The organism is Streptomyces sp. NPDC018964 (assembly GCF_044390325.1).
Lineage (GTDB): Bacteria > Actinomycetota > Actinomycetes > Streptomycetales > Streptomycetaceae > Streptomyces.
Genome location: NZ_JBIRYZ010000029.1, coordinates 77311 through 94465 on the forward strand (window position 1 = coordinate 77311; position 17155 = coordinate 94465).

Here is a 17155-nt window from a genome sequence, read left to right on the forward strand (position 1 = left end):
CGGCGGACCACAGCTCCGTACGGCACAATGGCCCCTGCCCGAAGCAGGTCCACACCCCAGTGACGGAATCGGCGTGATGAGCAAGACGACAGTCAGGGACGTCGACATGGATCCCGAACCCCCGGCCGCACCGCAGCGGGCCGCCTCCGCGCCGCGCACGGAGGGCGCGAGCCGGGCGTTCGCCCTGCTCCTGGTGATCACCGGCGCCGCCGGTGTGCTCGCCGCGTGGGTGATCACGCTCGACAAGTTCAAGCTGCTCGAGGCCAAGGTCAAGGGCGAGACGTTCGTCCCCGGGTGCAGCCTCAACCCCGTCGTCTCCTGCGGCAGCGTCATGGAGAGCGACCAGGCCTCCGTCTTCGGCTTCCCCAACCCGATGCTCGGCCTGGTCACCTACGGCATCGTCGTCTGCGTCGGCATGAGCCTGCTCGCCCGGGCCCGCTTCCCGCGCTGGTACTGGCTCACCTTCAACGCGGGCACGCTCTTCGGCGTCTGCTTCTGCGCCTGGCTGATGTTCCAGTCCCTGTACCGGATCAACGCCCTGTGCCTGTGGTGCAGCCTGGCCTGGGTCGCCACGATCATCATGTTCTGGTACGTGACGTCGTTCAACGTCCGCCAGGGCTTCCTGCCCGCCCCGGGCTGGCTGAAGAGCTTCTTCGGCGAGTTCACCTGGGTCATGCCGGTCCTGCACATCGGCATCATCGGCATGCTGATCCTGACCCGCTGGTGGGACTTCTGGACCAGCTGACCGCCCGCCCCGGGCTGTCGGTGCGGTGCCTTAGGGTTTCAGCGTGGAGCCCGACCTGTTCACCGCAGCAGCAGAAGAACGCCAGGAGAAGGACCCGACCGGCAGCCCCCTGGCGGTCCGGATGCGCCCGCGCACCCTCGACGAGGTGGTGGGCCAGCAGCACCTGCTGAAGCCGGGCTCGCCCCTGCGCAGACTGGTCGGCGAAGGCGCGTCGGGCCCCGCGGGACCCTCCTCGGTGATCCTCTGGGGCCCGCCCGGCACCGGCAAGACGACCCTGGCCTACGTCGTCTCCAAGGCCACCAACAAGCGCTTCGTCGAACTGTCGGCGATCACCGCGGGCGTCAAGGAGGTCCGCGCGGTCATCGACGGCGCCCGCCGCGCCTCCGGCGGGTACGGCCAGGAGACCGTCCTCTTCCTCGACGAGATCCACCGCTTCAGCAAGGCCCAGCAGGACTCCCTGCTACCGGCCGTGGAGAACCGCTGGGTCACCCTGATCGCGGCGACCACCGAGAACCCCTACTTCTCGGTCATCTCCCCGCTGCTCTCCCGCTCCCTCCTCCTCACCCTCGAACCGCTCACCGACGACGACATCCGGGACCTGCTGAAGCGCGCCCTCGCCGACGAGCGGGGCCTGAAGGGCGCCGTCACCCTTCCCGGGGACACCGAGAACCACCTCCTGCGCATCGCCGGCGGCGACGCCCGCCGCGCGCTGACCGCCCTGGAGGCCGCCGCGGGAGCCGCGCTCGACAAGGGCGAGCCGGAGATAACCCTGGCCACGCTGGAGGAGACGGTCGACCGGGCCGCGGTGAAGTACGACCGCGACGGCGACCAGCACTACGACGTCGCCAGCGCCCTGATCAAGTCCATCCGCGGCTCCGACGTGGACGCCGCCCTGCACTACCTGGCCCGCATGATCGAGGCCGGCGAGGACCCCCGCTTCATCGCCCGCCGCCTGATGATCTCCGCCAGCGAGGACATCGGACTCGCCGATCCGAACGCGCTGCCGATCGCCGTCGCCGCCGCCCAGGCCGTCGCCATGATCGGCTTCCCCGAGGCCGCCCTCACCCTCAGCCACGCCACCATCGCCCTCGCCCTCGCCCCCAAGTCCAACGCCGCCACCACCGCGATCGGCGCCGCCCTGGACGACGTACGCAAGGGACTGGCCGGTCCCGTGCCCTCCCACCTGCGGGACAGCCACTACAAGGGCGCGACGAAGCTCGGGCACGGCAAGGGCTACACCTACCCGCACGACCTGCCCGAGGGCATCGCCGCACAGCAGTACGCGCCGGACGCCCTGAAGGACCGCGAGTACTACGAGCCCACCCGGCACGGCGCGGAGGCGCGGTACGCGGACGCGGTGGAGTGGACCAGGAAGCACCTCGGTCGGAAACGGTCCTGACCACCCTGTAGAATCTGCCGGAGTGCTGAGTCCCGTGTCCGGCTCCGGTCGGCGCCTCAGGCGGGACACCCAGCCGGATCTTCGATCCAGGAGCGTCGCGCACCGTCGTAGGTGTCGCGGGCAGCCCACCACCCCCCGTCAGTCCCGGGACCGGTCGGTGGGCCGTTCGTGTGCTGCACGTATGTGCCCAGACCAGGGGAGCGGCTGCCCACCACGTCCCTCGCGGACCTGATGGGAATTCCCCGGCTGCGGATGCGACCTCCCGTAACCCTGAGGCAGCCGACAAGGAAAAGGAAGAGAAGTGGCGAACCAGTCCCGCCCCAAGGTCAAGAAGTCGCGTGCCCTCGGCATCGCGCTGACCCCGAAGGCCGTCAAGTACTTCGAGGCCCGCCCCTACCCGCCGGGTGAGCACGGCCGTGGCCGCAAGCAGAACTCGGACTACAAGGTCCGTCTGCTGGAGAAGCAGCGTCTGCGCGCGCAGTACGACGTGTCCGAGCGCCAGCTCGTCCGCGCCTACGAGCGTGCCTCCAAGGTCCAGGGCAAGACCGGCGAGGCCCTGATCATCGAGCTCGAGCGCCGTCTCGACGCGCTGGTCCTGCGTTCGGGTATCGCCCGCACGATCTACCAGGCCCGCCAGATGGTCGTCCACGGTCACATCCAGGTCAACGGCAAGAAGGTCGACAAGCCCTCCTTCCGTGTCCGCCCGGACGACGTGGTGCAGGTCCGCGACCGTTCCAAGGAGAAGACCCTCTTCACGATCGCCCGTGAAGGCGGCTTCGCCCCCGACGGTGAGACCCCGCGCTACCTCCAGGTGAACCTCAAGTCCCTGGCGTTCCGCCTGGACCGTGAGCCGAACCGCAAGGAGATCCCGGTGATCTGCGACGAGCAGCTCGTCGTCGAGTACTACGCCCGCTGATCCCAGCAGGCACGCGGTATCCCGAGCCCGCCGTTCCCCCGCCCTTCCCGGCGGGGGAACGGCGGGCTCGACTCGCTCCGTCCCGTGACGTCATCGGTGGCGGACGGTAATCCGGTACGGAGTCCCGTCACCGGCGCGATAGGCTCGACCCACGACTTTCTCGATGTTCAGGCGCGTTTCAAGGGAGCGGGTGCACACAGTGTCCGGTGGCGAGGTGGCCGGAATCCTGGTGGCCGTGTTCTGGGCGATCCTGGTCTCCTTCCTCGCCGTCGCGCTGGCGAGGCTGGCCCAGACGCTCCGGGCGACCACCAGGCTGGTGGCGGACGTGACCGACCAGGCCGTCCCCCTGCTGGCGGACGCCTCGGCGGCGGTGCGTTCCGCGCAGACCCAGATCGAACGGGTCGACGCGATCGCCTCCGACGTCCAGGAGGTCACCTCCAACGCCTCCGCGCTGTCGACCACCGTGGCCTCCACCTTCGGCGGCCCCCTGGTCAAGGTCGCGGCCTTCGGCTACGGCGTGCGCCGCGCCGTCAGCGGCCGCAAGGACGACGCCCCGGCCAGGCAGCCGAGGCGCGACGTGATCGTGGGCCGCACCGTCCCGGGCGCGCGGCGTGACAAGCGGACCCGGGGAAAGAGGGACTGACCCAGCGATGTTCCGCCGAACGTTCTGGTTCACCACCGGCGTCGCCGCCGGAGTGTGGGCCACCACCAAGGTCAACCGCAAGATCAAGCAGCTGACGCCCGAGCACCTCGCCGTCACCGCGGCGAACAAGGCGATCGAGGCCGGCGGCCGGCTCAAGGACCGCGCGGTCGACTTCGCGCTCGAGGTCCGCGACAACATGGCCCGGCGGGAGGCCGAACTGGGCGACGCGCTGGGACTCAACGCCCCCGTCGACCGCGAACTCCCCGCGCCCCGCGGCTACGCCGTCATCGAGAACCGCGACAGCACCAAGTACGTCGAGGGCCAGGCGCACAAGCCGACGCACCCGACGTACCCGACGTACCCGTACAACCGGAATGAGGACCACTGATGGAGTCGGCCGAGATCCGCCGCCGCTGGCTGAGCTTCTTCGAGGAGCGCGGGCACACCGTCGTCCCGTCGGCGTCGCTCATCGCGGACGACCCGACTCTGCTGCTCGTCCCGGCCGGCATGGTGCCCTTCAAGCCCTACTTCCTGGGCGAGGTCAAGCCGCCCTTCGACCGCGCCACCAGCGTGCAGAAGTGCGTGCGCACCCCCGACATCGAAGAGGTCGGCAAGACCACCCGCCACGGCACGTTCTTCCAGATGTGCGGCAACTTCTCCTTCGGTGACTACTTCAAGGAGGGTGCCGTCAAGCTCGCCTGGGAGCTGCTCACCAGCTCCCAGGACGAGGGCGGTTACGGCCTCGACCCCGAGCGCCTGTGGATCACCGTCTACCAGGACGACGACGAGGCCGAGCGCATCTGGCGCGAGGTCGTCGGCGTGCCCGCCGAGCGCATCCAGCGGCTGGGCAAGAAGGACAACTTCTGGGACATGGGCGTCCCCGGCCCCTGCGGCCCCTGCTCCGAGATCAACTACGACCGCGGCCCCGAGTTCGGCGCCGAGGGCGGCCCCGCCGTCAACGACGAGCGGTACGTGGAGATCTGGAACCTCGTCTTCATGCAGTACGAGCGGGGCGAGGGCCCGGGCAAGGACTACCCGATCCTCGGTGACCTGCCGAGCCAGAACATCGACACCGGCCTCGGCCTGGAGCGGCTCGCCATGATTCTGCAGGGCGTGCAGAACATGTACGAGATCGACACCTCCATGGCCGTCATCGACAAGGCCACCGAGCTGACCGGCGTGGCCTACGGCGACGCCCACGCCTCCGACGTCTCGCTCCGCGTGGTCACCGACCACATGCGCACCTCCGTGATGCTCATCGGCGACGGCGTCACCCCCGGCAACGAGGGCCGCGGCTACGTGCTGCGCCGCATCATGCGCCGCGCCATCCGCAACATGCGCCTGCTCGGCGCCACCGGTCCGGTCGTCAAGGACCTCGTCGACGTCGTGATCGGGATGATGGGGCAGCAGTACCCCGAGCTCATCACCGACCGCGAGCGCATCGAGAAGGTCGCCCTCGCCGAGGAGAACGCCTTCCTCAAGACGCTGAAGGCCGGCACCAACATCCTCGACACCGCCGTCAGCGACACCAAGGCCGCCGGCGGCACGGTCCTCGCCGGCGACAAGGCCTTCCTGCTCCACGACACCTGGGGCTTCCCGATCGACCTCACCCTGGAGATGGCCGCCGAGCAGGGCCTGTCCGTGGACGAGGAGGGCTTCCGGCGCCTGATGAAGGAGCAGCGGGAGCGCGCCAAGGCCGACGCCCAGGCCAAGAAGACCGGCCACGCCGACATGGGCGCCTACCGCGAGATCGCCGACCGCGCCGGTGCCACCGACTTCATCGGCTACACCGACACCGAGGGCGAGTCCACGATCGTCGGCATCCTCGTCGACGGCGTCTCCTCGCCGGCCGCCACCGAGGGCGACGAGGTCGAGATCGTCCTCGACCGCACCCCGTTCTACGCCGAGGGCGGCGGCCAGATCGGCGACACCGGCCGCATCAAGGTCGACACCGGTGCCGTCGTCGAGATCCGTGACTGCCAGAAGCCGGTCCCGGGCGTCTACGTCCACAAGGGCGTCGTCCAGGTCGGCGAGGTCACCGTCGGCGCCAAGGCCCACGCCTCCATCGACGGCCGCCGCCGCACGGCCATCGCCCGCGCCCACTCGGCCACCCACCTCACCCACCAGGCCCTGCGCGACGCCCTCGGCCCGACGGCCGCCCAGGCCGGTTCCGAGAACCAGCCCGGCCGCTTCCGCTTCGACTTCGGCTCCCCGTCCGCCGTACCGACGGCCGTGATGACCGACGTCGAGCAGAAGATCAACGAGGTGCTCGCCCGCGACCTCGACGTGCGTGCCGAGGTCATGGGCATCGACGAGGCCAAGAAGCAGGGCGCCATCGCCGAGTTCGGCGAGAAGTACGGCGAGCGCGTGCGCGTCGTGACCATCGGCGACTTCTCCAAGGAGCTGTGCGGCGGCACCCACGTGCACAACACCGCCCAGCTCGGCCTGGTCAAGCTGCTCGGAGAGTCGTCCATCGGCTCGGGTGTGCGCCGCATCGAGGCCCTGGTCGGCGTGGACGCCTACAACTTCCTCGCCCGTGAGCACACGGTCGTCGCCCAGCTCCAGGAGCTGATCAAGGGCCGCCCGGAGGAGCTCCCGGAGAAGGTCTCCGCCATGCTCGGCAAGCTGAAGGACGCCGAGAAGGAGATCGAGAAGTTCCGCGCCGAGAAGGTGCTCCAGGCCGCCGCCGGTCTCGCCGAGTCCGCCAAGGACGTCCACGGCGTCGCCCTGGTCACCGGTCAGGTCCCCGACGGCACCACGCCGGACGACCTGCGCAAGCTGGTCCTCGACGTGCGGGGCCGCATCCAGGGCGGCCGGGCCGTCGTCGTCGCCCTGTTCGCCGTGAACAACGGCAAGCCGCTGACGGTCATCGCCACCAACGAGGCCGCCCGCGAGCGCGGCCTCAAGGCCGGTGACCTGGTCCGCACGGCCGCCAAGACCCTCGGCGGCGGCGGTGGCGGCAAGCCGGACGTCGCCCAGGGCGGCGGCCAGAACCCGGCCGCCGTCGGCGAGGCCGTCGACGCCGTCGAGCGGCTCGTGGCGGACACCGCCAAGTGAACGACCCGGTGAACGAGCAGGCGGACGGCCCGGCGATGCGCCGCGGCCGCCGTCTCGCGATCGACGTCGGGGACGCCCGCATCGGGGTCGCCTCGTGCGACCCCGACGGGATCCTCGCCACGCCGGTCGAGACCGTCCCCGGCCGGGACGTCCCCGCCGCCCACCGCAGGCTGCGGCAGCTCGTCGAGGAGTACGAGCCGATCGAGGTCGTCGTTGGTTTCCCCCGCTCCCTCAAGGGGGGCGAGGGCCCGGCCGCGGCCAAGGTCAGGCGCTTCGCGCAGGAGCTGGCCCGTATGATCATTCCCGTTCCGGTGCGACTCGTCGACGAACGCATGACGACGGTGACGGCGAGTCAGGGACTGCGCGCCTCGGGCGTGAAGTCCAGGAAGGGACGTTCCGTCATCGACCAGGCGGCCGCTGTGATCATCCTTCAGCAGGCACTGGAATCCGAACGGGTGTCAGGCAGACCACCCGGTGAGGGCGTCGAAGTGGTCATCTGATCGCGATACGGTAACGTTCCGCGCGATGCGGACGGTGTTCGAACAGCCGCCGCACAGAAAGAGGCGGTACGGGAGCCGTGGTCTTCAGGTGGCCGGGCGACCGCCGCCTCGCGGCTCTAGGGGATCGATGACTGAGTATGGCCGGGGCCAGGGCTCCGAACCGTGGCATCCGGACGACCCGTTGTACGGGGACGGCGGATGGGGCGGACAGCAGACCCAGCAGGGCCAGCAGTCCCCCTACGGCGGCCAGCCACAGCACTATCCGCAGCAGCCGCAGGCGCAGCAGCAGTACGGCGACTGGGGCACCGGCGAGCAGCACGGGTACGGCGGACAGCAGTACCCGCAGTACGACCAGCAGCAACAGCCGCAGTACGACCAGCAGCAGTACAACCCTCAGCAGCAGCAACAGCCGCAGTACGACCAGAACGGCTGGCCCACGGGCTCCTACCCGCAGGATCCCTATGCCGCCGACCCGACGGACCCGTACGGGCCGCAGTCCGGGGCCTACGGCGGGGAGCGGGCCGACCACTACGGCACCCCCGACGCCTACCCACCGCCCGAGCCACCCGGCCGTCGCCGCACCGAACCTGAACCCGAACCGGAGACGGACTGGGACCCGGGCCCCGACCAGGGCGAACACGCGTTCTTCGCGGGCGGTGGCGACGACGATGACGCCCCTGATGACGAGCCGGGCGACCGGAGCGGGCGCGGCGAGCGCCGGGGCCGGGGCGGCAAGGAGAGGAAACGACGCAGCGGCCTGGCCTGTCTCGTCGTGGTCGTGGTCTTCGGCGGCGGCATCGCCGGTGTCGGCTACTTCGGCTACCAGTTCTACCAGGATCGTTTCGGCAGCGCCCCGGACTTCGCGGGGGCCGGCAACGGTGAGCAGGTGACCGTCACGATCCCCAAGGGTTCCGGCGGGTACGCCATCGGCCAGGAACTCAAGAAGATGGGCGTGGTCAAGAGCGTCGACGCCTTCGTCGCGGCCCAGGCGGCCAACCCGCAGGGCAAGAGCATCCAGGATGGCGTCTACACGCTGGAGAAGGAGATGTCGGCCGCGAGCGCGGTCGAACTGATGCTCAGTCCCAAGAGCCGCGACAACCTGATCATCGCCGAGGGCAAGCGCAACGCCGCCGTCTACGAGCTGATCGACAAGCGCCTCAAGGTGGACGAGGGCACCACGGCCAAGGTCGCCGAGACGAGGTGGAAGACCCTCGGCCTGCCCGACTGGGCCATGAACCGCGAGGACGTCAAGGAACCGCTGGAGGGCTTCCTCTACCCGTCCAGCTACGCCGTCGCCAAGGGCCAGAAGCCCGAGGACGTGCTGAAGCAGATGGTGGCCCGCGCCACCGAGAAGTACGAGGAGCTGGACTTCGAGGGGAAGGCCGAGAGCCTCGGTCTCGAAGGGCCGTGGGAGCTGGTGACGGTCGCGAGCCTGGTGCAGGCGGAAGGCAAGACCCACGAGGACTTCCGCAAGATGTCCGAGGTCATCTACAACCGGCTCAAGACCACCAATACCGAGACGAACCGGAAACTCCAGTTCGACTCGACCTTCAACTACCTCCTGGGCCAGAGCGAGATCGACATCTCCGAGTCGGAGATCAACAGCAACCCCGACCCGTACAACACGTACACCAACACGGGCCTGCCGCCCGGCCCGATCGGCAACCCGGGCGAGGAGGCCCTGCAGGCCGCGCTGAACCCGACGAGCGACGGCTGGATGTACTTCGTCGCCACGGACGGCATGAACAAGACCGAGTTCGCCAAGACCATCGCCGAGCACGAGAAGCTCGTCGAGAAGTTCAACGCGTCGAGGGACAACTGATGCCCACCGCCCGCCGGGCCGCCGTACTCGGCTCCCCGATCGCCCACTCCCTTTCCCCGGTCCTGCACCGCACCGCCTACGCCGAGCTGGGCCTGGAGGGCTGGACGTACGACCGTTTCGAGGTCGACGAGAAGGCTCTGCCCGGCTTCTTCGACACGCTCGGCACCGAGTGGGCGGGGCTGTCGCTGACCATGCCGCTGAAGCGGGCGGTGATCCCGCTGCTCGACTCGATCAGCGAGACCGCGACCTCGGTCGAGGCGGTCAACACGGTCGTCCTCACGCCGGACGGCCGCCGGACCGGCGACAACACCGACATCCCCGGCATGGTCGCCGCCCTGCGCGAGCACGGCATCGACAAGGTGGAGTCCGCCGCCGTCATCGGCGCGGGCGCCACCGCCTCCTCCGCCCTTGCCGCGCTGGCCCGGATCTGCTCGGGCGAGGTCACTGTCTACGTCCGCAGCGAGGCCCGTGCGGCGGAGATGCGCGAGTGGGCCGAGCGGCTCGACGTCACGGTGCGCATCGCCGCCTGGGACGACGCCGAGCAGGCCCTGCGCGCGCCGCTGGTCGTCAGCACCACCCCGGCCGGCGTCACGGACACCCTCGCCAGGGCCGTCCCGGAACGCCCCACGGCCCTCTTCGACGTGCTCTACGACCCGTGGCCGACCGTCCTCGCCGCCCGCTGGTCGGCGTACGGGGGCGCCGTGGTCGGCGGGTTGGACCTGCTGGTGCACCAGGCGGTGCTCCAGGTGGAGCAGATGACGGGGCGGTCACCGGCCCCGCTGGACGCCATGCGAAAAGCGGGCGAGCGGGCCCTCGCGGCCCGCTAGGATCCACCCTCGGTTCCGCAGGGGGCGGAACAGGGGAGGGGAACGCGTTCCATGTCCGCAGGCATGCCGCTGGCGTCGGCGAAGTCCCAGATATTCGAGTCCGTGCTGGGTTTCCTGCCCGACTGGGTGCAGATCACGGTGCTGGCCCTGATCGTGCTCGCCGTCGTCGCGTCCTGGGTCGTCAAGATCAAGCGCAAGATCGCGCACCGCCGCGCCGTGCGCGACGGCCGGCCGATCCACGCGGCGGCCCGGTACGGCCAGGGCAGCGGCGCGGACTACCTGGGCCAGTACGCGCCGCCGCAGAACCGGCCCGCGCCGCAGGCCGCCCGGCAGCCGAGCGGCGCCGACCACCTCGGCCGGTACGCGCCGCCACAGCAGGGCGGCGACGCCGGCCACCCGGATGCCCGTGCTCCGCAGCCGAGCGGGGCCGACTTCCTCGGCGCCTACGCGCCCCAGCCCCGCCGGGGCGACGGCCCGGCCTGATCACTCCGCCGCCCGGCCCGTGATTCCGCCCGTCCGCCTGATGGACCGGCGGCCGGACACCCGGCCCGGACGTGGGAGGATCGGAGGTGGCGGACCGGGGCCGCGCACCCCGTCACGCCGCAGCCGTGCACGAGGACACGTGTACGCAGGGCAGTACCGGGGCGCGAGCATGGAGGAGCACCGTTGAGCAGGTTGCGCTGGCTGACCGCGGGGGAGTCGCACGGTCCCGCACTCGTCGCGACGCTGGAGGGCCTTCCCGCCGGCGTACCGATCACCACGGACATGGTGGCGGACCACCTCGCGAGGCGGCGGCTGGGCTACGGTCGCGGCGCCCGGATGAAGTTCGAGCGCGACGAGGTCACCTTCCTCGGCGGCGTCCGGCACGGTCTGACCCTCGGTTCCCCGGTCGCGGTCATGGTGGGCAACACCGAGTGGCCGAAGTGGGAGCAGGTCATGGCGGCCGACCCGGTCGACCCGGAGGTGCTGGCCGGCCTGGCGCGCAACGCCCCGCTGACCCGCCCCCGCCCCGGCCACGCCGACCTGGCCGGCATGCAGAAGTACGGTTTCGACGAGGCCCGCCCGATCCTGGAGCGCGCCTCGGCCCGCGAGACCGCGGCCCGCGTGGCGCTGGGCGCGGTGGCACGGTCGTACCTGAAGGAGACGGCCGGCATCGAGATCGTCAGCCACGTCGTCGAGCTGGCCGCGGCCAAGGCGCCGTACGGCGTCCACCCGACCCCCGCCGACGTGGAGCGGCTGGACGCGGACCCGGTGCGCTGCCTGGACGCGGACGCCTCGAAGGCGATGGTCGCCGAGATCGACCAGGCCCACAAGGACGGCGACACCCTCGGCGGCGTGGTCGAGGTGCTGGCGTACGGCGTGCCCGTGGGCCTCGGCTCCCACGTCCACTGGGACCGCCGTCTGGACGCCCGTCTGGCCGCCGCCCTCATGGGCATCCAGGCCATCAAGGGCGTCGAGGTCGGCGACGGCTTCGACCTCGCCCGCGTGCCCGGCTCCAAGGCGCACGACGAGATCGTCGCCACCCCCGACGGCATCAAGCGCGCCTCGGGCCGCTCCGGCGGCACCGAGGGCGGACTGACCACCGGCGAGCTGCTGCGCGTGCGCGCGGCGATGAAGCCCATCGCGACCGTGCCGCGGGCGCTGAGGACCGTGGACGTCGTCACCGGCGAGGAGGCCGCCGCCCACCACCAGCGCTCCGACGTGTGCGCCGTGCCGGCCGCCGGCATCGTCGCCGAGGCCATGGTCGCCCTGGTCCTCGCGGACGCGGTCGCGGAGAAGTTCGGCGGCGACAGCGTCACCGAGACCCGCCGCAACGTGACGTCGTACCTCGAGAACCTGGCCGTCCGATGAGCTCACCGGTCATCGTGCTGGTCGGCCCCATGGGAGTGGGCAAGTCCACGGTGGGGCGGTTGCTGGCCGAGCGGCTGGGGGTCGGCTACCGCGACACCGACGACGACATCGTCACCGCCGAGGGCAAGGCCATCGCCGACATCTTCGTCGACGAGGGTGAGCCCGCCTTCCGCGCCGTCGAGAAGCGCGCGGTGCGCACGGCGCTCACCGAGCACGACGGCGTCCTGGCGCTCGGCGGCGGCGCGGTCCTCGACCCGCAGACGCGCGCGCTGCTCGCCGGGCAGCGCGTCGTCTACCTCTCGATGGACGTGGAGGAGGCCGTCCGGCGCACCGGCCTCAACGTCGCCCGCCCGCTGCTCGCGGTCAACCCGCGCAAGCAGTGGCGCGAGCTGATGGAGGCGCGGCGCCACCTGTACGAGGAGGTCGCCACGGCCGTCGTGTCGACCGACGGCCGTACGCCCGAGGAAGTCACCGAAGCGGCCCTGGACGCACTGGAGTTGAAGGACGCATGAGCAGTGAAGCAGTGACGCGGATCCACATCGGCGGCACGGCGGGCACCGACCCCTACGAGGTCCTGGTGGGCCGTCAGCTCCTCGGCGAACTCGGCGGCCTGATCGGCGCGAAGGCCAAGCGGGTCGCGATCGTGCACCCCGAGGCACTCGCCGAGACCGGCGACGCGCTCCGCGCCGACCTGGCCGGCCAGGGCTACGAGGCGATCGCCATCCAGGTGCCCAACGCGGAGGAGGCCAAGACCGCCGAGGTCGCCGCCTACTGCTGGAAGGCGCTGGGCCAGTCCGGCTTCACCCGCACCGACGTGATCGTCGGCGTGGGCGGCGGCGCCACCACCGACCTGGCCGGCTTCGTCGCCGCGACCTGGCTGCGCGGAGTCCGCTGGATCGCGATCCCGACCACCGTGCTCGCCATGGTGGACGCGGCCGTGGGCGGCAAGACCGGCATCAACACGGCCGAGGGCAAGAACCTCGTCGGAGCCTTCCACCCGCCCGCCGGTGTGCTGTGCGACCTGGCCGCCCTGGACTCCCTCCCGGTCAACGACTACGTCTCCGGACTCGCCGAGGTCATCAAGGCCGGCTTCATCGCCGACCCGGTGATCCTGGACCTCATCGAGTCCGACCCCCAGGCCGCCCGCACCCCGTCGGGCCCGCACACGGCGGAGCTGATCGAGCGCTCGATCCGGGTCAAGGCGGACGTCGTCTCGTCCGACCTGAAGGAATCGGGTCTCCGCGAGATCCTGAACTACGGTCACACCCTCGGCCACGCCATCGAGAAGAACGAGCGCTACAAGTGGCGCCACGGCGCGGCGGTCTCCGTCGGCATGCACTTCGCCGCCGAACTGGGCCGTCTCGCGGGCCGCCTGGACGACGCCACCGCGGACCGCCACCGCGCGATCCTCGAATCGGTCGGGCTCCCCCTGCACTACCGCTACGACCAGTGGCCCAAGCTGCTGGAAACCATGAAGGTCGACAAGAAGTCCCGCGGCGACCTGCTGCGCTTCGTCGTCCTCGACGGTCTCGCCAAGCCCACGGTGTTCGAAGGACCGGACCCGGCCGTACTGCTCGCCGCGTACGGCGAGGTCGGGCAGTAGCCCCGGGCACTCACCGCCGCCCCCGGCCGTTCACACAACGACGGCAGGGGGCGGTACCGTTCGGTAGCACGCGGGGCACCCCCCGCTGTCAGCGCCCCATCGCCTGTACGAGACGGAGTGGCACCGGATGCAGCACGCAGTGGGTTCTCCGCTGCCGCCGCCCCACCAGCCGGGGCACGGACCGGCCGTCGGCTGGTCACCGGCCGCACACCACCCGGGCCAGCACCCGGGAGCGCACCAGGGACCCGTCCCGGTGCCCGGACCTCCTCCGGCACCGGGCTATCCCGCGCCTCCACCCGCACCCACCCCGCCCTCCGCGGGGCCGCGGCACGCCTCGATGCCCCCGCCACCGGACACCACCGGTCACGTACCGCTGCCGCCCGGCGGCCCGGTCGCCATGCCCGGCCCGCCGCAGGCTCCCGCGGCACCCGACCCGGCCGGCACGATCATCGCCGTGCTGCTCATAGGCCCCGCGGGCGCCGGCAAGACGAGCGTGGCCAAGTACTGGGCGGACCACCGCCGGGTCCCCACGGCCCACATCAGCCTCGACGACGTGCGCGAGTGGGTCCGCTCCGGTTTCGCCGACCCGCAGTCCGGGTGGAACGACCACTCCGAGGCGCAGTACCGCCTGGCCCGCCGCACCTGCGGCTTCGCCGCCCGCAACTTCCTGGCCAACGGGATCTCGTGCATCCTCGACGACGCGGTCTTCCCCGACCGCCCGGTCGTCGGCCTCGGCGGCTGGAAGCGGCACGTGGGCCCCGGCCTGCTGCCCGTGGTCCTCCTCCCCGGCCTGGACATCGTCCTGGAGCGCAACGCGGAACGTTCCGGCAACCGGCGCCTCAGCGATGAGGAGGTGGCCCGTATCCACGGCCGGATGGCCGGCTGGTACGGCTCGGGTCTTCCCATCATCGACAACTCCCAGCTGGACATACCGGAAACGGCCCGCATCCTGGACGACGTCCTGGCCCGCGCGATCGCCAGCCCGCCGAAGTGGTGAGTCCGGCCTCCCCGGTGTGACCGGGCGGGACACCACGTGCCCGCGTTCGCCGGGCGCCGCCGCACCCACCCGTGCGGCCTTGGGAGTACTCGAGGCACCGGGGGGACCGCCCCGCGGTGAGGGAAGCCGTCCCGGGCCGCGGCCGCCGACGGACCGGAGTGGGGTGTGGGGGAGCGGCGGAGCCCGCCGCCCACCCGGTCCCCGTACCGGCCCGCCGCGGCGGCACCGGAGGGGCGCGACCGCGGCGGGCGGGCCGCGCCCCCGCGCCCCCGACGAGGCGCACGCGCCCCTGCGGCGCGCCCCCGCCGCACCCCCACTCGGCCCCGCTCGACCGGCGACATCCCGCCGGCGCTCCTACGCTCGAAGAATGTCAGAGGTCTACGCGGTCCGCCGGACGCGGCTACGGGAATGCTGCAACGCGGGCGGCAGCGCGGCGGCGCTGGTGTCCCGGCCCGCAAACGTGCGCTACCTCGCCGGCGCCGCCCCCGAGGGCGCCGTACTCCTGCTGGGCAGAACCGAGGACCTGCTGGTCTGCGCCGGCCCACCCGACGACCGCTCACCGCAGAGCCGCCCCGACGAATCCCTCCGTGTGCACGTCGTACCCGCCACCGGCGGCGACGCCACCCTCGCGGCCGCCGGCCTCGCCGTCGGCCAGGGCGCCGACTCCCTCGCCGTCGAGGAACACCACCTCACCGTCACCCGCCACCGCGCGATTCACGACGTCGCCCCCCGCCTCCGCCTCACCGGCATCGGCTGCGCGGTCGAACAGCTCCGCGTCGTCAAGGACGAGGAGGAGATCTCCTGCCTCCGCATCGGCGCGGAGATCGCCGACCAGGCCCTCGGCGAGCTCCTGGAGTCCATCCTCGTCGGCCGCACCGAACGCCACCTCGCCCTGGAACTCGAGCGCCGCCTGGTCGACCACGGCGCCGACGGCCCCGCCTTCCCCACCTCCGTCGCCACCGGCCCGAACGCCGGCCGCCCCGGCCACCGTCCCACCGACCGCCGCGTCGAGGAGGGCGACTTCCTCTCCGTCTGCCTCGGCGCCACCTACCGCGGCTACCGCTGCGAGATCGGCCGTACGTTCGTCATCGGCACGGCCCCCGCGGACTGGCAGATCGAGCTCTATGACCTCGTCTTCTCCGCCCAGAGAGCCGGACGCGAGTCCCTCGCCCCCGGCGCGGCCTGCCGCGACGTGGACCGGGCCGCCCGCCAGGTACTGGACTCCGCCGGGTACGCCGAGTCGCTCCCCGGGCTCACCGGTCACGGCGTAGGACTCGAAATCGACGAGGACCCTCAATTGACCCCCACGGCCATGGGTAAACTGGACGCTTGTGTGCCGGTCACCGTCGAACCGGGGGTCCACCTCCCGGGCCGGGGCGGGGTCCGGATCGATGACACGCTCGTCGTGCGCCCCGAGGCGGACGGCGGACCCGAGCTACTCACCATCACGACCAAGGAGCTGCTCGCGCTCTAGCCCCACGCCGGGCGCGGGCGCACGCTCCGGCCGTCGTCCACGTCAGTCCAGTCCAGGAGATTCCGCAACCGTGGCTTCCACGAACGACCTCAAGAACGGCATGGTGCTCAAGCTCGAAGGCGGCCAGCTCTGGTCCGTCGTCGAGTTCCAGCACGTCAAGCCCGGCAAGGGCCCGGCCTTCGTGCGCACCAAGCTCAAGAACGTGCTCTCCGGCAAGGTCGTCGACAAGACCTTCAACGCCGGCGTCAAGGTCGAAACGGCCACCGTCGACAAGCGCGACATGCAGTTCTCCTACATGGACGGAGACTACTTCGTCTTCATGGACATGGAGACCTACGACCAGCTCATGGTCGACCGCAAGGCCGTCGGCGACGCCGCCAACTTCCTCGTCGAGGGCTTCACGGCCACCGTCGCGCAGCACGAGGGCGAGGTGCTCTTCGTCGAGCTCCCGGCCGCCGTCGAGCTGACGATCCAGGAGACCGAGCCGGGCGTCCAGGGCGACCGCTCCACCGGTGGCACCAAGCCGGCCACGCTGGAGACCGGTCACCAGATCCAGGTCCCGCTCTTCATCACCACCGGTGAGAAGATCAAGGTCGACACCCGTACCAGCGACTACCTCGGCCGGGTGAACAGCTAACCGTGGCTGCCCGCAACACGGCCCGCAAACGCGCCTTCCAGATCATCTTCGAGGGCGACCAGCGCGGCGCCGAGGTCCTGACCGTCCTCGCCGACTGGGTCCGGCACGCCCGGTCCGACACCCGGCAGCCGCCGGTGAGCGAGTACACGATGCAGCTCGTCGAGGGCTACGCGGAGCACGCGCGGCGCATCGACGAGCTGATCTCCCAGTACTCGGTCGGCTGGACGATCGACCGGATGCCGGTCGTCGACCGCAGCATCCTGCGTCTCGGCGCGTACGAGCTGATCTGGGTCGACGAGACCCCGGACGCGGTCGTCCTCGACGAGATGGTGCAGTTGGCGAAGGAGTTCTCGACGGACGAGTCGCCTTCCTTCGTGAACGGGCTCCTGGGCCGGCTCAAGGAGCTGAAGCCGTCGCTTCGCCGCGAGGCGTAGCCGGCGTTCTCGTGCCCATGCGCCGTAGGGGGCGCGGCGATGTCCGGCGGCTGCCGGCCGACCGTGGCTTGTCGCGCAGTTCCCCGCGCCCCTTGGGGTGCTGCCCTCACGGCGTACGACAGGACCCGTAAAAGGCCGCCGGGGGGGGGGGGGGCCCCCCCGGTTCGGCCCCCCCCGCCGGCCCGTTCTGGCGCCCCCCCGCGCCGGTTAGCCTCCCCGGGGGGGGCCCCCCCCCGGCGGGCGGCCGCGG

The 17155-nt window shown here is 71.4% G+C and carries 17 protein-coding genes; all 17 read left to right on the forward strand.

Annotation, left to right across the window (positions count from 1 at the left end; all coding sequences use genetic code 11):
- Positions 1 to 76: 76 nt before the first annotated feature.
- The 17 genes from ACH5AO_RS32850 (at position 77) to nusB (ending at position 16905) form a co-directional block, all read left to right on the forward strand.
- On the forward strand, positions 77 to 745 hold the full coding sequence (locus tag ACH5AO_RS32850) for a vitamin K epoxide reductase family protein (RefSeq protein ID WP_398931088.1): 669 nt from the start codon (positions 77 to 79) through the stop codon (positions 743 to 745).
- A 43-nt stretch (positions 746 to 788) separates the two neighbouring features.
- Positions 789 to 2144 carry a replication-associated recombination protein A gene (locus tag ACH5AO_RS32855; protein ID WP_398931090.1) on the forward strand — a complete coding sequence of 452 codons (1356 nt, stop codon included), beginning with the start codon at positions 789 to 791 and terminating at the stop codon, positions 2142 to 2144.
- Positions 2145 to 2445: 301 nt separating this feature from the next.
- Positions 2446 to 3060, forward strand: a complete 615-nt coding sequence (gene rpsD, locus ACH5AO_RS32860) for a 30S ribosomal protein S4 (protein WP_145870366.1) — start codon at positions 2446 to 2448, stop codon at positions 3058 to 3060.
- Positions 3061 to 3250: 190 nt separating this feature from the next.
- On the forward strand, positions 3251 to 3703 hold the full coding sequence (locus tag ACH5AO_RS32865; RefSeq protein ID WP_398931092.1) for a DUF948 domain-containing protein: 453 nt from the start codon (positions 3251 to 3253) through the stop codon (positions 3701 to 3703).
- Positions 3704 to 3710: 7 nt separating this feature from the next.
- Complete coding sequence (locus ACH5AO_RS32870; protein WP_398931094.1) at positions 3711 to 4091, forward strand: hypothetical protein; 381 nt, start codon at positions 3711 to 3713, stop codon at positions 4089 to 4091.
- Positions 4091 to 6760, forward strand: a complete 2670-nt coding sequence (gene alaS / locus ACH5AO_RS32875; protein WP_398931096.1) for an alanine--tRNA ligase — start codon at positions 4091 to 4093, stop codon at positions 6758 to 6760. The genes ACH5AO_RS32870 and alaS overlap by 1 nt, the downstream gene beginning before the upstream one ends.
- 35 nt (positions 6761 to 6795) lie before the next feature.
- The gene (gene ruvX, locus ACH5AO_RS32880; protein ID WP_398931145.1) at positions 6796 to 7260 is read left to right on the forward strand and encodes a Holliday junction resolvase RuvX; all 465 of its coding nucleotides are present in this window, start codon (positions 6796 to 6798) and stop codon (positions 7258 to 7260) included.
- Between the two features lie 127 nt (positions 7261 to 7387).
- Positions 7388 to 9082 (forward strand): endolytic transglycosylase MltG, encoded by a 1695-nt coding sequence (gene mltG, locus ACH5AO_RS32885; protein ID WP_398931098.1) that lies wholly within the window; start codon positions 7388 to 7390, stop codon positions 9080 to 9082.
- Entirely contained in the window at positions 9082 to 9909 is an 828-nt protein-coding gene (locus ACH5AO_RS32890) for a shikimate dehydrogenase (RefSeq protein ID WP_398931100.1), read from the forward strand. Before mltG ends, ACH5AO_RS32890 begins: the two co-directional genes overlap by 1 nt.
- A 51-nt stretch (positions 9910 to 9960) precedes the next feature.
- Positions 9961 to 10392 carry a hypothetical protein gene (locus tag ACH5AO_RS32895; RefSeq protein ID WP_398931102.1) on the forward strand — a complete coding sequence of 144 codons (432 nt, stop codon included), beginning with the start codon at positions 9961 to 9963 and terminating at the stop codon, positions 10390 to 10392.
- Positions 10393 to 10575: 183 nt separating this feature from the next.
- Positions 10576 to 11760, forward strand: coding sequence for a chorismate synthase (gene aroC, locus ACH5AO_RS32900; RefSeq protein WP_398931104.1), 1185 nt, complete (start codon positions 10576 to 10578; stop codon positions 11758 to 11760).
- The gene (locus tag ACH5AO_RS32905) at positions 11757 to 12272 is read left to right on the forward strand and encodes a shikimate kinase (RefSeq protein WP_398931106.1); all 516 of its coding nucleotides are present in this window, start codon (positions 11757 to 11759) and stop codon (positions 12270 to 12272) included. The genes aroC and ACH5AO_RS32905 overlap by 4 nt, the downstream gene beginning before the upstream one ends.
- Positions 12269 to 13363: a 3-dehydroquinate synthase gene (gene aroB / locus ACH5AO_RS32910; RefSeq protein WP_398931108.1), complete on the forward strand. Its 1095-nt coding sequence runs from the start codon at positions 12269 to 12271 to the stop codon at positions 13361 to 13363. The genes ACH5AO_RS32905 and aroB overlap by 4 nt, the downstream gene beginning before the upstream one ends.
- A 127-nt stretch (positions 13364 to 13490) precedes the next feature.
- Positions 13491 to 14360, forward strand: a complete 870-nt coding sequence (locus ACH5AO_RS32915; protein ID WP_398931110.1) for a Pro-rich N-terminal domain-containing protein — start codon at positions 13491 to 13493, stop codon at positions 14358 to 14360.
- Between the two features lie 367 nt (positions 14361 to 14727).
- The gene (locus tag ACH5AO_RS32920; RefSeq protein ID WP_398931112.1) at positions 14728 to 15834 is read left to right on the forward strand and encodes an aminopeptidase P family protein; all 1107 of its coding nucleotides are present in this window, start codon (positions 14728 to 14730) and stop codon (positions 15832 to 15834) included.
- 70 nt (positions 15835 to 15904) lie between these two features.
- A complete protein-coding gene (gene efp, locus ACH5AO_RS32925; RefSeq protein ID WP_006131211.1) occupies positions 15905 to 16471 on the forward strand; it encodes an elongation factor P in 567 nt (188 codons plus the stop codon).
- Between the two features lie 2 nt (positions 16472 to 16473).
- Entirely contained in the window at positions 16474 to 16905 is a 432-nt protein-coding gene (gene nusB / locus ACH5AO_RS32930; protein ID WP_398931114.1) for a transcription antitermination factor NusB, read from the forward strand.
- Positions 16906 to 17155: the final 250 nt, after the last annotated feature.

Excerpts from the sequence above, each read along its gene's own strand:
- ACH5AO_RS32905 (WP_398931106.1), top strand. The coding sequence starts at position 11,757 with ATGAGCTCACCGGTCATCGTGCTGGTCGGCCCCATGGGAGTGGGCAAG.
- ACH5AO_RS32870 (WP_398931094.1), top strand. The coding sequence starts at position 3,711 with ATGTTCCGCCGAACGTTCTGGTTCACCACCGGCGTCGCCGCCGGAGTG.
- aroB (WP_398931108.1), top strand. The coding sequence starts at position 12,269 with ATGAGCAGTGAAGCAGTGACGCGGATCCACATCGGCGGCACGGCGGGC.
- mltG (WP_398931098.1), top strand. The coding sequence starts at position 7,388 with ATGACTGAGTATGGCCGGGGCCAGGGCTCCGAACCGTGGCATCCGGAC.
- ACH5AO_RS32920 (WP_398931112.1), top strand. The coding sequence starts at position 14,728 with ATGTCAGAGGTCTACGCGGTCCGCCGGACGCGGCTACGGGAATGCTGC.
- ACH5AO_RS32915 (WP_398931110.1), top strand. The coding sequence starts at position 13,491 with ATGCAGCACGCAGTGGGTTCTCCGCTGCCGCCGCCCCACCAGCCGGGG.
- ACH5AO_RS32850 (WP_398931088.1), top strand. The coding sequence starts at position 77 with ATGAGCAAGACGACAGTCAGGGACGTCGACATGGATCCCGAACCCCCG.
- ACH5AO_RS32890 (WP_398931100.1), top strand. The coding sequence starts at position 9,082 with ATGCCCACCGCCCGCCGGGCCGCCGTACTCGGCTCCCCGATCGCCCAC.
- alaS (WP_398931096.1), top strand. The coding sequence starts at position 4,091 with ATGGAGTCGGCCGAGATCCGCCGCCGCTGGCTGAGCTTCTTCGAGGAG.
- ruvX (WP_398931145.1), top strand. The coding sequence starts at position 6,796 with ATGCGCCGCGGCCGCCGTCTCGCGATCGACGTCGGGGACGCCCGCATC.
- ACH5AO_RS32895 (WP_398931102.1), top strand. The coding sequence starts at position 9,961 with ATGTCCGCAGGCATGCCGCTGGCGTCGGCGAAGTCCCAGATATTCGAG.